Here is a 14082-nt window from a genome sequence, read left to right as displayed (position 1 = left end):
AAGGCACGGGGAATTTCTCCGCGAACGTACCCTGGTTGCATGAGTACCGTCCCCGGCCCCGAGCCGCGCGAGCCGAAGCCCGCGCTGGTCTTCGACGACCCGCTCGACCAGCAGTCCTCCGACGACACCGACCGCGGCTGGGGCGAGCGCACCGACTCCGGCGGCAGCGCGGCCGACCTCAAGCGCTTCCTGGACGAGAAGCCGCCCCACCACATCTGACCCGTCCGGGCGGCTGCCCGGGCGGCCGCCCGAAGTGCCGTTACCGCCGGTCGTGGCCCGAACCGCGCTGGGCGACCAGGGCGTCGCGGATCTCCTTCAGGACCTCCAGCTCGGTCACCTCGATGATCTCCTGCGTGCCCTCCTTCGCCTTCCGGCGCGCCTCCTGGCGGGCCAGGTACTTCGCCATGGGCAGGACCATCAGGAAGTAGACGACCGCCGCCGTGATGACGAAGCTCAGCGTGGCGCCCAGCACGGAACCCCAGAGGATCTGGATGCCCTCCTCGCCTTTGCAGCTCGAGCTCAGACACGAGCTGTAGTGGTCGAGGTTCTTGGTCCCGATGGCTCCGACGACCGGATTGATGATCCCCTTCACCACGGCGTTGACGATGTTGGTGAAGGCGGCACCGATCACCACCGCCACCGCCAGGTCGACGACGTTCCCGCGCATCAGGAAAGCCTTGAAGCCCTGCAGGATGCTCGGTTCCTTCTTCTCGCTCACCTCGGGGCGTCTCCTCACACGAGCAGCTTGTGGAACAAAACGCTCCGCAACCTACGTCAACGCCGGGCCGAACCGGGAACCCGGGTCCCGCCGAAGTCACCACAAGGTCACCGCCAGACGCCCGGTGGCACCCGCACCGGCCAGCCGCGCTGCGGTGGCCCGGGGCACCGACAGCACGACCAGCGCCCCGCTCCCGCCCGCGTCCGCCACGGGCTCCGGCACCTTCGTCACCCGGGCCCCGCGCGCCACCACCTCGGCATCGCCACCCGGCATCGCCCCCTCGGCGGCGATGACGTCGACCCGGTCCCCGGGCCGCAGCAGCCGCACGGTGGCCGCGTCGGAGATCCGGACCGGGGCCGTCACCGACCCCGCGGCAGGACGCGTCCGCGCGGGGCGCTGACCGGACAGCGGCGCCGTGTGCGCCGGGGGCCGGGCCCGGGGATGACCGCGAGCCCCCTCACTGTCGCGTGGTCCCGCCGCCACCAGTGCGGTCGCGGTGACCGCGAGGCCGACGGCGACGGCCCGCCGCCGGTGCCGGACGAGCCGGCCGCAGCCGTGACCGCCGCGCACCCGCACCGGATCGAACCGCGGCACCTCACGGATCGCGGGCACCTCCGCCCCGGGCGGTCCCGAGGCGAGCGCCCAGGAGGGAACCGGGGGAGAGGAACGACGAGGGCGAGCCGAGGGGGAAGAAGCAGCCGAAGGGCCCGAAGAAGAAGAGGAAGGGCCCGAAGAAGAAAAAGAGGAAGGGCCCGAAGGATGAGAAGGAGAGGAAAGAGAAGAGGACAGGGCCGAGGAACGAGCGAACGGCACGGGGACCACCACCTGCGACGAGGGACCGGCTTGCGCTCCCACGATGAGGCTTCGCACCGCCGCCCGCTCCGGCCTGTGGACCCACCGCCGCCCTGTGGACAACCCCCTCACCCGAACGGCAACCTCCGCACCGGGTCAGTACCTGATCACCTGTCTACGGCAGCACGAACCCCGGATCCATCCCACCCAGCGCGTTCACACACAGACAGTCCCGCTCGCCCTCCCCGGGCAACCCGGCCACCGCATCGAACAGCACCCCCCGCAGCCGCTCCACATTCGCCGCGAACACCCGGAGCACCTCGTCGTGCGAGACCCCCTCTCCCGTCTCCGCGCCCGCGTCGAGGTCGGTGACCAGGGTCAGGGACGTGTAGCAGAGCTCCAGCTCACGGGCGAGCGCCGCCTCGGGATGGCCGGTCATGCCCACCACCGACCAGCCCTGCGCCTGGTGCCACAGCGATTCCGCCCGGGTCGAGAACCGTGGCCCCTCGACGACGACCAGCGTGCCGCCGTCCACCGGCTCCCAGTCCCGGCCCCGCGCCGCCTTCAGCGCGACGGCCCGCCCGGTGGGGCAGTAGGGGTCGGCCAGTGACACGTGGACCACGTTCGGCACCGAGCCGTCCGGCAGCGGCAGCCCGTCGAAGTAGGTGCCCACGCGGGACTTCGTGCGGTCGACCAGCTGGTCCGGAACGAGCAGCGTGCCCGGCCCGTACTCGGGGCGCAGGCCGCCCACGGCGCACGGGGCGAGGACCTGGCGCACGCCGGCCGAGCGCAGCGCCCACAGGTTGGCGCGGTAGTTGATCCGGTGCGGCGGCAGGTGGTGGCTCCGTCCGTGCCGCGGCAGGAAGGCGACCCGGCGGCCGGCGACGTCGCCGAGGAAGAGCGAGTCGCTGGGCGGCCCGTACGGGGTGTCGACCTGGATCTCGGTCACGTCGTCGAGGAAGGAGTAGAACCCCGAGCCGCCGATGACGCCGATCGCGGCGCCTGCCTGGTCCGTCACGTTCGCCTTGTTCGCCATGCCCGCACCCTAACCGCACGCGGAAACACCGAGGACCCCGTCGCCCCAGGGCGACAGGGTCCCGTAAGAAATCGGCCTTACGCGGCGGTGGTGCTGCTGGAAGAGGAGCTGCCGCTGCTCGACGACGAGCTCGACGAGCCGGAGTCGGAGGACGACGAGCCCGAGGACGAGGTGCTCGACGACTTCGCGGCCGGGGAGCTGCTCGACGAGGAGCCGCGGCTGTCGTTGCGGTAGAAGCCGGAGCCCTTGAAGACAATGCCAACCGCCGAGAACACCTTCTTCAGGCGGCCCTTGCAGCTGGGGCACTCGGTCAGAGCGTCATCGGTGAACTTCTGCACCGCCTCGAGGCCCTCGCCGCACTCGGTGCACTGGTACTGATAGGTGGGCACTGTCTTCCTCCTGGCACTCTCACTCGATGAGTGCTAACGACGATCCATAGTGACGTATTCCGGCCCCTCAGTCCACTGCCACCGGCACGCGGTGACCCACGCCACGTGCGACCGTCCGGCCGTTGCCCCGCGCCACCAGCCGGGAACGCAGGGCCAGGAGGGTCACCAGGGCCAGCACCGTGCCGCCCATCGGCACCAGGAAACCGGCGCCCGACCAGAAGCGGTCCTCCAGCTGTCCGGCGACCGTGACGGCGGCGGCCTGGCCGAGCGCCACCGCTCCGGTCAGCCAGGTGAAGGCCTCGGTGCGGGCACCGGCCGGGACCAGGCTGTCGACCAGGGTGTAGCCGGTGATGAGGGCCGGCGCGATGCACATGCCGACCAGCAGGCCGAGGCCGGCGAGGACCAGCACCGAGTGGGCGGCCCACAGGCCCGAGGCGGTGAGGGCGAGCGCCGTGTAGCCGACGACCAGGCGCCGCTGCGGGGCCGCCTTCCAGGCGATCGCGCCGCAGACCACGCCGGAGAGCATGTTGCCCGCGGCGAAGACGCCGTAGAGGACGCCGTTCAGGCCCGGCTCGCCGATCGACTCGGTGAACGCCGCCAGGGAGACCTGCATGCCGCCGAAGACGGTGCCGATGCCCAGGAAGGTCACGATCAGCACGCGCACTCCGGGGACGCGCAGGGCCGAAGCGTGCTCCACGCGCGCGTGCCCGCTGCCGGCGACGGAGGGCTGGGTGCTCTTCTGCGCGGCGAACAGCAGGCCGCCGATCAGGGTCAGCGAGGCCTCGGTGACGAGTCCGGCGGCCGGGTCGACGGCCGTGCACAGGGCGGTGGCCAGCAGCGGGCCGACCACGAAGGTCAGTTCGTCCGTGACGGACTCGAAGGCCGCCGCGGTGGTCATCAGCAGCGAGTCCTTGAGCTTGACGCCCCAGCGGGCCCGCACCATCGGACCGACCTGCGGCACCGAGGCACCGGTCGGCACGGCCGCCGCGAAGACCGCCCACAGGGGCGCGTCCAGCAGGGCGAGCGCGGTCAGGGTCAGTCCGGCGACCGCGTGCAGCAGTACTCCGGGGATCAGCACGGCGCGCTGCCCGTAGCGGTCGGCGAGGCGGCCGCTGTAGGGCGCGAACAGGGCCATGGAGACACCGGTGACGGCCGCGGCGGCGCCCGCCGCCCCGTAGGAGCCGGTGGTGTGCTGCACCAGCAGCACGATGGAGATCGTCAGCATCGCGAACGGCTGGCGTGCCGCGAAGCCGGGGAGCAGGAACGTCCAGGCGCCGCGGGTGCGCAGCAGCCGGCCGTATCCCGGGCGGGCGGAAGCCGTCGGGTTCTCCGACGCCTTCGAGGTGACCGTGGACGCCACGGCCCGTGCCTTTCTGCCGCCTGGTAGCGCGGCCCTGTAGCGGGCGGCGCCGAGAGCTGTCCTCTTGCGCGGAACTGCGGTAGATGCCGGGGCCCGGTGAGGAGGGGTGTCCCGACCGCCATACGGTCGCGCCAGCTCTGCGTCAGGCAGAGTTGGTTCGATCTGGGTAACGCCTTCATCCTACAGGGATCAAGGTCGGGTACGCCTGTGAAAGTGAGCACCATGGGGCCACCGCCCTGTGAATCACAAAGCACACAGAACGCACAGAACAACAAAACGCCCCGGCGTCGAGATGCGCTCCGCACCCGGCCCCTCAGGCGTTCGCCCCGCCCGTCCCCAGCCAGCCGGCCAGCTTGCCGCCGTGTCCCACGGCGCGGAGCCGGCTTTCGGTGGCGTCCCGGACGGGGTCCGTGGCGACCACGAGAAGCTCGTCGCCCCGCTGCAGGATCGTCGTCGGCAGCGGAACGAAGGACTCGCCCCCGCGGACGATGAGCGTCACGGCGGCGCCGTGCGGCAGTCGCAGCTCGGCCACCTCCACGCCGTGCATCTTCGATTCGCCGGGGATCGCCACGGACAGCAGGTGCCCGCGCAGCCGCTCCAGCGGCGCCGACTCGATGCCGAGGTCGGCCGCCTCCGAACCGTCGCCGAGGTGCAGCTTGCGGGCGAGCCAGGGCAGCGTGGGGCCCTGGACCAGGGTGTAGACGACGACCAGCACGAAGACGATGTTGAAGATCCGGCGGCTGGCGTCCACGCCCTGCACCATCGGGATGGTCGCCAGGATGATGGGCACGGCCCCGCGCAGCCCCGCCCAGGACATCAGGACCTGTTCCTGCCAGGACACCCGGAACGGCGTCAGGCACAGCACCACGCTCAGCGGTCGCGCCACCATGGTCAGGACCAGTCCGATGACCAGCGCGGGCACGATGTCGTCGCCCAGCTCGTGGGGGGTGACCAGCAGGCCGAGCAGGACGAACATGCCGATCTGGGCCAGCCAGCCGAGCCCGTCGGCGAACCCGCGCGTGGCCGGCCAGTGGGGCAGCCGCGCGTTGCCCATGACCATCGCGGCGAGGTACACCGCGAGGAAGCCGCTGCCGTGGGCCAGGGCGCCGGCCGCGTACGCCATGACGGCGATCGCCATGACGGCGATCGGGTAGAGGCCGGACGCGGGCAGCGCCACGTGCCGCAGGCCCCAGGCGCCCAGCCACCCCACCGCGAGGCCGATGGCCGCGCCGATGGCCAGCTCCAGCATGATCACGCCCAGCAGCGTGTACCAGTGCTCGACCGGACCCGCCGTGGACAGGGACACCACGAGGATGACCACCGGAGCGTCGTTGAAGCCGGACTCCGCCTCCAGCGTGCCCGTCACGCGCGCGGGCAGGGGGATCTTGCGCAGCACCGAGAACACGGCGGCCGCGTCCGTCGAGGAGACGACCGCCCCGATGATGAGCGCCTGCCGCCACTCCAGCCCGATCAGATAGTGCGCGGCCGACGCCGTCACCCCGACGCTCACCGCGACACCGCCCAGTGCCAGTGCCGTGGCGGCCGGCAGAGCCGGCTTGATCTCCTTCCACTTCGTGCCCAGACCGCCCTCGGCGAGGATCACGACCAGGGCCGCGTATCCGATGACCTGGGTCAGCTCGGCGTTGTCGAAGTGGATGTCGCCCACGCCGTCCTGGCCCATGGCGACGCCTATCCCCAGATACACGAGCAGGCTGGGGAGCCCGCTGCGCGAGGAGATCCGTACCGCTGCGACGGCGACGAGCAGGACGAGCGAGCAGACGAGCAGGAGCTGGTTGAGGTGGTGAACAGTCAGCGGCCGATTCCTTCCCTGGCCCGCACGCACGCGCGCGTGGGCTCACGTACATCGCACATGAAGCTGTGGCGCACCGCGCCAACTACTTCGTTACCTTACCTAACTCTTGACGATTTCTTGACGCTTCCGGGGGCAAGATCGAACGTCAGTCCGTTCCGGTTCCCGACTCCGCGTCAAGCGGCGCAAGGCCCTGCGCCTATCGTTGCTCCAGCGCTCAGTTAAAAGCACAGCCGAACCTGCCGCTCGCGTTAGGACAGCAAGGACAGCGATGCCCACCGACACCACCGCCTCCACGGGCCAGCAGCCCGGCAAGTCCGGCAGGAGAAAGGGGCGTAAAGCCCGACTTATCGTGCTCGTCCTGGTGCTGACCCTCATCGGGGGCGTGGCGTACGGGTCGTACTGGTCCATCAGTACGGTCCGGGCCTCCTTCCCGCAGACCAAGGGCTCCCTGACGCTGAAGGGCCTCTCCGGTCCCGTCGAGGTCAAGCGCGACGACTACGGCATCCCGCAGATCTACGCCTCCTCCGACGCGGACCTGTTCATGGCGCAGGGCTACGTCCAGGCGCAGGACCGCTTCTACGAGATGGACGTCCGCCGCCACATGGCCTCCGGCCGGCTCTCGGAGATGTTCGGCAAGAGCCAGGTCGACAACGACGAGTTCCTGCGCACCCTCGGCTGGGACCGGGTCGCCCAGCGGGAGTACGAGACCAAACTGTCGGCCACCACGAAGAAGTACCTCCAGGCGTACGCCAAGGGCGTCAACTCCTACCTCCAGGGGAAGGACGGCGAGGACATCTCCCTGGAGTACGCCGCGTTGGGCTTCACCAACGACTACAAGCCGCAGTCGTGGACCCCGGTCGACTCGATCTCCTGGCTGAAGGCGATGGCCTGGGACCTGCGCGGCAACATGCAGGACGAGATCGACCGCGCCCTGCTGACCAGCCGCCTGGGCCCCAAGGAGATCGCCGACCTGTACCCGCGGTACCCGTACAGCCGGAACAAGGCGATCGTGCAGGAGGGTCAGTACAACGAACTGACCGAGGCGTTCGAGCAGGGCGGCACGAGCGGCACGGGCGGCACGTCCGGCACCGGCGGCACCGCCGGGACGAACGGCACGGGCGGCACCGGCACCGGCACAGGAACCGGCTCCGGCGGGACCGGCACCGGAACGGGCGGGACCGGCACCGGCACGGGCGGCACAGGTACCGGCACGGGCGGCGCCGCCTCGGGCACCGCCGGCCTGGACAGTCAGCTCGGCGGCCTGACCCGGGTCCTCGACGACCTCCCGCCGGCCGTCGGCGTCAACGGCGACGGCATCGGCTCCAACTCCTGGGTCGTCGGCGGGAAGCACACCATCACGGGCAAGCCGCTGCTGGCCAACGACCCGCACCTGTCGCCCTCCCTGCCGTCCGTCTGGTACCAGATGGGCCTGCACTGCCGCAGCGTCTCCAGCGCCTGCCAGTACGACGTCAGCGGCTACACCTTCGCCGGTATGCCGGGCGTGATCATCGGTCACAACCAGGACATCGCGTGGGGCATGACCAACTCCGGCGTGGACGTCACGGACCTCTACCTGGAGAAGATCACCGGCGACGGCTACCTCTACGACGGCAAGATCAAGCCATTCACGACGCGCGAGGAGACCATCAAGGTCGCCGGGGGCTCCCCCAAGAAGATCGTCGTCCGTGAGACCAACAACGGCCCCCTGCTGTCCGACCGCGACGAGGAGCTCGTGAAGGTCGGCAAGAAGGCCACCGTCGACACCGCCGCGCCCGACCGGGGCGACGGCTACGGCGTCGCGCTGCGCTGGACCGCGCTGCAGCCCGGCACCACCATGGACGCCGTCTTCGCCATGGACAAGGCGAGGAACTGGACCGACTTCCGCAAGGCGGCCGCGCAGTTCGAGGTGCCCTCGCAGAACCTGGTCTACGCCGACAACGAGAACCACATCGGCTACACGCTGCCGGGGAAGATCCCCACCCGCGCGAAGAAGGACGACGGTTCCGTCCCGGCGCCCGGCTGGGACCCGGCGTACCGCTGGACCGGCTACATCCCGCAGGACGCGCTGCCCTACGAGTTCGACCCGGAGCGCGGCTACATCGTCACCGCCAACCAGGCCGTGATCGACCCGGACGAGTACCCGTACACGCTCACCGCGGACTGGGGCTACGGCGCGCGCAGCCAGCGGATCACCGACCTGATCCAGTCGAAGATCAAGGACGGCGGCAAGATCTCCACGGACGACATGCGCCAGATGCAGCTGGACAACAGCAGCGAGATCGCCCGGCTGCTGGTGCCCACGCTGCTGAAGATCGACCCGGAGAACAAGGACGTCCGCGAGGCGCAGAAGCTCCTGGAGGGCTGGGACTACACCCAGGACGCCGACTCCGCGGCGGCGGCCTACTTCAACGCGGTCTGGCGCAACGTCCTCAAGCTCGCCTTCGGCAACAAGCTGCCCAAGGAGCTGCGGCCCAGGGGGCAGTGCCTGTGGGTCGAGCCGGTCAACACCACCGGCCCGGCCGACGAGGCCGGGAAGGTCCGCGAGTGCGGCCAGCGCGACCCCGACCGGGCGCAGCCGGACGGCGGTGACCGCTGGTTCGAGGTGGTCCGGGGGCTCATGGACCAGCCGGACAGCGACTGGTGGAAGACGCCCAAGGTGAGCAGCGGACGCCCCGGCGCCGTCGACCGCGACCAGCTGTTCAAGCGGGCCATGATCGACGCCCGCTGGGAGCTGACCGCCAAGCTCGGCAAGGACATCGACTCCTGGAGCTGGGGCCGGCTGCACCGCCTGTTCCTGAAGAACCAGACCCTCGGCACCGCGGGCCCCGGTTTCGTGCAGTACGCCCTCAACCGCGGCCCGTGGGAGCTCGGCGGCGGCGAGGCCACGGTCAACGCGACCGGCTGGAACGCGGCCGGCGGCTACGGGGTGGTGTGGGTGCCGTCCATGCGGATGGTGGTGAACCTCGGCGACCTCGACAAGTCGAAGTGGATCAACCTCACGGGCGCATCCGGGCACGCCTACAGCGCCCACTACGTCGACCAGACCGACAAGTGGGCCGACGGTGAACTGCTGCCGTGGGCCTTCTCGGACCAGGCGGTCGAGAAGGGCACGGCCGACAAGCTGGTGCTCAAACCGTGAGCCCCCGACGCCCGTAGGACGAGCGGCCCTCCACGCGCGCGTGGAGGGCCGCTTCCGTTCCCGTTCGGGAGGGGATCCGGGGCCGCCGCGCCCGGGCGGGCCGCCCGGTGTCAGGGACCGGTGCGGAAGCGCCGTAGCCCGGAGGGGGTCACCACCGCGTGCACCGGGCGGTCGTGCGGCTCCTCCGGGACGTGCTCGACGACTTCGGAGTCGTACAGCAGCACCACCAGGGCGGGATGGACGCCCGCCCGCTCCAGCCGTGCGAGGACCCGGTCGTAGGAGCCGCCGCCCCGGCCGAGCCGCATCCCGCGCGTGTCCACCGCGAGCCCCGGCAGCAGCACGGCGTCGGCGGTGGTCACGGCGTCCGGCCCGAGGCGCTCGCCGGCGGGCTCGAGGAGGGCCATCCTGCCGCCGTGCCGGATCCGGGCGAGCGACTCCTGCCCCTCGTACACGCCCCAGTCGAGGTCGTTGTCGGGCAGCAGGGCCGGCAGCAGCACGCGCACGCCCCGGGCGCGCAGAGCGTCCAGGAGCGCGAGAGTGCCCGGCTCACTCCCCACGGAGACATACGCCGCGACCGTGCCGGCCTCGGCCAACTCGGGCAGCTCCAGCGCCCGCCCGGCCAGCGCGGCGGACTTTTCCCGCAGGTCATCCGCCGTCAACCTGTTCCTCACCGCGAGGAACTCGCGTCGCAAACTCCGCTTGTCAGGCTCGCCCGGACGTGCGATAGGCCTCAATGGTTGCTCCCGTACTATGGCAATACGCTCATATGAGCGCCTATGAACCGGAGTCACAGATTCCCCCTAAAGGCACCGGATAGGGTGGCGCTCATGACTCAGCACCCTCGGATCAGCAAGGCTGTCATTCCCGCAGCAGGCCTCGGCACCCGGTTCCTGCCGGCCACCAAAGCCACTCCCAAGGAGATGCTGCCGGTCGTCGACAAGCCGGCGATCCAGTACGTGGTCGAGGAGGCGGTCGCCGCGGGTCTCGACGATGTCCTCATGGTGACGGGCCGCAACAAGCGCCCGCTGGAGGACCACTTCGATCGCAACTACGAGCTGGAGTCGGCGCTCCAGAAGAAGGGCGACGCCGGCCGCCTCGCCAAGGTGCAGGAGTCCAGCGACCTCGCCACCATGCACTACGTCCGCCAGGGCGACCCCAAGGGCCTCGGCCACGCCGTCCTGTGCGCCGCCCCGCACGTCGGCGACGAGCCCTTCGCGGTCCTCCTCGGCGACGACCTCATCGACCCCCGCGACCCGCTGCTGCAGCGCATGGTCGAGGTCCAGGAGCAGCGCGGCGGCAGCGTCATCGCGCTCATGGAGGTCGCCCCGGAGCAGATCCACCTCTACGGCTGCGCGGCCGTGGAGACCACCGAGGACAGCGACGTCGTCCAGGTCAGCGGCCTCGTCGAGAAGCCCGACCCGGCCGATGCGCCCTCCAACTACGCCATCATCGGCCGCTACGTCCTCGACCCGCACATCTTCGACATACTCCGCCGGACTGAGCCCGGCCGCGGCGGCGAGATCCAGCTCACCGACGCCCTCCAGCAGCTCGCCGAAGACGAGAAAATCGGCGGCCCGGTGCACGGCGTCGTCTTCAAGGGCCGCCGCTATGACACCGGCGACCGCGGCGACTACCTGCGTGCCATTGTCCGACTCGCATGCGAACGTGAAGACCTGGGCCCGGACTTCCGGACCTGGCTTCGCAGTTACGTAGCCGAGGAGATGTAGCACGTTGAGCAGCGCCGCGCCCCACGTCACCGGCCAGGACCACAGCGGCCCCGACCACCTCTGGTCGGTGGACGAGCACCTGGAGGACATCCTCGCCACCGTCCGGCCCCTGGAGCCCATCGAGCTGCACCTGCTCGACGCCCAGGGCTGCGTCCTCGTCGAGGACATCACGGTGCCGGTGTCCCTGCCGCCCTTCGACAACAGCTCGATGGACGGCTACGCGGTACGGGTCGCGGACGTCGCGGGCGCGAGCCAGGAGTTCCCGGCGGCCCTGGAGGTCGTCGGGGACGTCGCCGCGGGCCAGGCCGACCTGCTGCACGTGGGGCCCGGCCAGGCCGCCCGCATCATGACCGGCGCCCCGCTGCCGGCCGGCGCCGAGACGGTCGTGCCCGTCGAGTGGACCGACGGCGGTCTCGGCGAGGGCCCGGTCCACGGCATGCGCGCCCGCAGCCTCGCCCCCGAGGGCGCCACCGGGCACGTCCTGGTGTACCGCCCGGCCGAGGCCCGCGCGCACGTGCGCGCGAAGGGCAGCGACGTGAAGGCCGGCGCCCGCGCCCTGGCGGCCGGCACCGTTCTCGGCCCGCCCCAGATCTCCCTGCTCGCCGCGATCGGCCGCGGCACCGTCCGGGTGCGCCCGCGCCCGCGCGTGGTGGTGCTCTCCACCGGCAGCGAACTCGTCCAGCCCGACACCGAACTGGGCACCGGTCAGATCTACGACTCCAACAGCTTCGCTCTCACCGCCGCCGCCCGCGACGCCGGCGCCATCGCCTACCGCGTGGGCGCCGTCGCCGACGACGCCGAGACCCTGCGCTCCACCATCGAGGACCAACTGGTCCGCGCCGACCTGATGGTCACCACCGGCGGTGTGAGCGTCGGCGCGTACGACGTGGTCAAGGAGGCCCTGTCCCACGTCGCGGACGAGGACGAGGCGGGCAGCGGCATCGAGTTCCGCAAGCTCGCCATGCAGCCCGGCAAGCCCCAGGGCTTCGGCTCCATCGGCCCCGACCACACCCCGCTGCTGGCCCTGCCCGGCAACCCGGTGTCGTCGTACGTCTCCTTCGAGCTGTTCGTCCGCCCCGCCATCCGCACCCTCATGGGCCTCAAGGACGTCCACCGTCCGACGACCCGGGCGACGCTGTCCGCCGACAAGGCGCTGACCAGCCCGAAGGGCCGCCGGCAGTTCCTGCGCGGCAGCTGTGCCGACGGCAAGGTCACGCCGGTCGGCGGCGCCGGGTCCCACCTGGTCGCGGCCCTCGCCCACGCGGACGCCCTGATCGTCGTCCCCGAGGACACCGTCTCCGTCGAGCCCGGCACCGAGGTCGAGGTGGTCCTGCTCGGCCGATAGCCCCTGGTTGGGGGTACCGTGTCGCGCACAACAGGCCCAAGCGCCGCACCGCGACGGGCCCGGACCGGGAGCGCCACACAGCATGAGCACGCAGGACCCATCCCCGCACGACGGCCGTACGCCGCAGCGGCTGACGCACATCGACGAGGCGGGCGCCGCCCGCATGGTCGACGTGTCGGAGAAGGACGTGACCGCGCGCACCGCACGGGCCAGCGGGCGCGTCCTCGTCTCGCCCCGTGTGATCGAGCTGCTGCGCGGCGAGGGCGTCCCCAAGGGTGACGCCCTCGCGACCGCGCGGATCGCCGGGATCATGGGGGCCAAACGCACCCCCGACCTGATCCCGCTCTGTCACCCGTTGTCGGTGTCCGGTGTGAAACTGGACCTGTCGGTCGCGGACGACGCCGTGGAGATCCTGGCCACCGTCAAGACGACGGACCGCACGGGTGTCGAGATGGAGGCCCTCACCGCGGTCTCCGTCGCCGCCCTCACCGTGATCGACATGGTCAAGGCGGTCGACAAGGGAGCGGTCATCACGGACGTACGGGTGGAGGAGAAGACGGGCGGCAAGTCGGGCGACTGGAGCCGGTCATGACCTACCGCGCTCTCGTCGTCACGGCCTCGAACCGGGCCGCCGCCGGGATCTACGAGGACAAGGGCGGCCCGATGGTCGCCGACGGCCTCAAGGGCTTCGGCTTCGAGGTCGACGGCCCGCAGGTCGTCCCCGACGGCGACCCGGTGGAGGCCGCCCTGAGCGCCGGCGTCGACGCCGGTTACGACGTCATCGTCACCACCGGGGGCACGGGCATCTCGCCCACCGACCGCACCCCCGAGGCGACCCGCCGCGTGATCGACCACGAGGTGCCGGGCATCGCCGAGGCCATCCGGGCGTACGGCCGCCAGAAGGTGCCGACCGCGGCGCTCTCCCGGGGTCTGGCCGGGGTGACGGGCGGCACGCTGATCGTGAATCTGCCCGGCTCGAGCGGCGGGGTGAAGGACGGCCTCGCCGTCCTGGAGCCGCTGCTGGTCCACGCCGTCGAACAGCTCCGGGGCGGCGACCACCCCAGACCCGGCCGTGGGGGTGCGAGCTGAACAGCCCATCCTGGCCCGTGGAGCTGGTGGACGGTGACATCGTCCTCAGGCCGATAAAGCTGCGCGACCAGCGGGCCTGGCGCGAGGTCAACCGGCGCAACCGGGACTGGCTGCGCCCCTGGGAGGCGACGATCCCGCCGCCCACACCGGGCGGGCCGATGACGCACCGCCCGACCTTCCGCCAGATGGTCCGCCATCTGAGGTCGGAGGCGAACGCGGGACGCATGCTGCCCTTCGTCATCGAGTACGAGGGGCGGCTGGTCGGGCAGTTGACGGTCGCCGGGATCACCTGGGGCTCGATGTGCTCCGGCCACGTCGGGTACTGGGTGGACGAGTCGGTGGCCGGTCGCGGGGTGATGCCGACGGCGGTGGCGCTCGTGGTGGACCACTGTTTCCGCACCGTCGGACTGCACCGCGTCGAGGTCTGCATTCGCCCGGAGAACGGGCCCAGCCGCCGGGTCGTGGAGAAACTCGGATTCCGTGAGGAGGGGCTGCGGCCGCGCTATCTCCACATCGACGGAGCATGGCGCGACCATCTCGTCTTCGCCCTCACCGCCGAGGAAGTCCCGGACGGGCTGCTGAGACGCTGGCACCGGTCGCGGTCGCAGAGTAATCCGGGAATGCGACCGCACCCCGGAAATTGAATACATGTTCGAAATTGATCGGCCGATGAC

Annotated in this window: 14 protein-coding genes; 7 read left to right on the top strand and 7 right to left on the bottom strand. The window is 71.1% G+C overall.

Going from position 1 to position 14082, the window contains the following annotated elements:
• The first annotated feature begins 39 nt into the window (after positions 1-39).
• Positions 40-219, top strand: coding sequence for a hypothetical protein (locus tag ACFV20_RS29820; protein WP_053675926.1), 180 nt, complete (start codon positions 40-42; stop codon positions 217-219).
• A 40-nt stretch (positions 220-259) separates the two neighbouring features.
• On the opposite strand, the gene mscL is transcribed toward ACFV20_RS29820, so the two are convergent.
• From mscL to ACFV20_RS29790, 6 genes are all read right to left on the bottom strand, one after another.
• Entirely contained in the window at positions 260-718 is a 459-nt protein-coding gene (gene mscL, locus ACFV20_RS29815; protein ID WP_385662082.1) for a large conductance mechanosensitive channel protein MscL, read from the bottom strand.
• Between the two features lie 96 nt (positions 719-814).
• Positions 815-1330, bottom strand: a complete 516-nt coding sequence (locus ACFV20_RS29810; protein WP_385662079.1) for a hypothetical protein — start codon at positions 1328-1330, stop codon at positions 815-817.
• A gap of 355 nt (positions 1331-1685) precedes the next feature.
• Entirely contained in the window at positions 1686-2546 is an 861-nt protein-coding gene (locus tag ACFV20_RS29805; RefSeq protein WP_385662077.1) for an S-methyl-5'-thioadenosine phosphorylase, read from the bottom strand.
• A 77-nt stretch (positions 2547-2623) separates the two neighbouring features.
• Positions 2624-2935 (bottom strand): FmdB family zinc ribbon protein, encoded by a 312-nt coding sequence (locus ACFV20_RS29800; protein ID WP_385662075.1) that lies wholly within the window; start codon positions 2933-2935, stop codon positions 2624-2626.
• Between the two features lie 67 nt (positions 2936-3002).
• Positions 3003-4295, bottom strand: coding sequence for an MFS transporter (locus tag ACFV20_RS29795; protein ID WP_385662072.1), 1293 nt, complete (start codon positions 4293-4295; stop codon positions 3003-3005).
• A gap of 313 nt (positions 4296-4608) precedes the next feature.
• A complete protein-coding gene (locus tag ACFV20_RS29790; protein ID WP_385662070.1) occupies positions 4609-6138 on the bottom strand; it encodes a potassium/proton antiporter in 1530 nt (509 codons plus the stop codon).
• Between the two features lie 238 nt (positions 6139-6376).
• Here ACFV20_RS29790 and ACFV20_RS29785 point away from each other — a divergent pair, with 238 nt between their 5' ends.
• Entirely contained in the window at positions 6377-9247 is a 2871-nt protein-coding gene (locus ACFV20_RS29785) for a penicillin acylase family protein (RefSeq protein WP_385662067.1), read from the top strand.
• 110 nt (positions 9248-9357) lie between these two features.
• Here the strand turns inward: ACFV20_RS29785 and ACFV20_RS29780 are convergent, their stop codons facing one another.
• Positions 9358-9981, bottom strand: coding sequence for a 5-formyltetrahydrofolate cyclo-ligase (locus ACFV20_RS29780; protein ID WP_385662065.1), 624 nt, complete (start codon positions 9979-9981; stop codon positions 9358-9360).
• A gap of 93 nt (positions 9982-10074) precedes the next feature.
• Between ACFV20_RS29780 and galU the strand changes: the two genes are divergently transcribed.
• The 5 genes from galU (at position 10075) to ACFV20_RS29755 (ending at position 14052) form a co-directional block, all read left to right on the top strand.
• Positions 10075-10974: a UTP--glucose-1-phosphate uridylyltransferase GalU gene (galU, locus tag ACFV20_RS29775; RefSeq protein ID WP_142163125.1), complete on the top strand. Its 900-nt coding sequence runs from the start codon at positions 10075-10077 to the stop codon at positions 10972-10974.
• A gap of 4 nt (positions 10975-10978) precedes the next feature.
• Entirely contained in the window at positions 10979-12319 is a 1341-nt protein-coding gene (gene glp, locus ACFV20_RS29770; protein ID WP_385662062.1) for a gephyrin-like molybdotransferase Glp, read from the top strand.
• A gap of 82 nt (positions 12320-12401) precedes the next feature.
• Complete coding sequence (moaC, locus tag ACFV20_RS29765) at positions 12402-12911, top strand: cyclic pyranopterin monophosphate synthase MoaC (RefSeq protein WP_385662059.1); 510 nt, start codon at positions 12402-12404, stop codon at positions 12909-12911.
• Positions 12908-13408: a molybdenum cofactor biosynthesis protein B gene (locus tag ACFV20_RS29760; protein WP_385662056.1), complete on the top strand. Its 501-nt coding sequence runs from the start codon at positions 12908-12910 to the stop codon at positions 13406-13408. Before moaC ends, ACFV20_RS29760 begins: the two co-directional genes overlap by 4 nt.
• Positions 13409-13431: 23 nt before the next feature.
• Positions 13432-14052, top strand: a complete 621-nt coding sequence (locus tag ACFV20_RS29755) for a GNAT family N-acetyltransferase (RefSeq protein WP_385662136.1) — start codon at positions 13432-13434, stop codon at positions 14050-14052.
• The last annotated feature ends 30 nt before the right edge of the window (positions 14053-14082 follow it).

It is taken from the genome of Streptomyces sp. NPDC059696 (genome assembly GCF_042733745.1).
Lineage (GTDB): Bacteria > Actinomycetota > Actinomycetes > Streptomycetales > Streptomycetaceae > Streptomyces.
The sequence above is the reverse complement of the archived record's forward strand: the minus strand, read 5'-3'. Positions and strand labels throughout refer to the sequence as shown.

Excerpts from the sequence above, each read along its gene's own strand:
- galU (WP_142163125.1), top strand. The coding sequence starts at position 10,075 with ATGACTCAGCACCCTCGGATCAGCAAGGCTGTCATTCCCGCAGCAGGC.
- ACFV20_RS29785 (WP_385662067.1), top strand. The coding sequence starts at position 6,377 with ATGCCCACCGACACCACCGCCTCCACGGGCCAGCAGCCCGGCAAGTCC.
- ACFV20_RS29805 (WP_385662077.1), bottom strand. The coding sequence starts at position 2,546 with ATGGCGAACAAGGCGAACGTGACGGACCAGGCAGGCGCCGCGATCGGC.
- ACFV20_RS29760 (WP_385662056.1), top strand. The coding sequence starts at position 12,908 with ATGACCTACCGCGCTCTCGTCGTCACGGCCTCGAACCGGGCCGCCGCC.
- moaC (WP_385662059.1), top strand. The coding sequence starts at position 12,402 with ATGAGCACGCAGGACCCATCCCCGCACGACGGCCGTACGCCGCAGCGG.
- ACFV20_RS29820 (WP_053675926.1), top strand. The coding sequence starts at position 40 with ATGAGTACCGTCCCCGGCCCCGAGCCGCGCGAGCCGAAGCCCGCGCTG.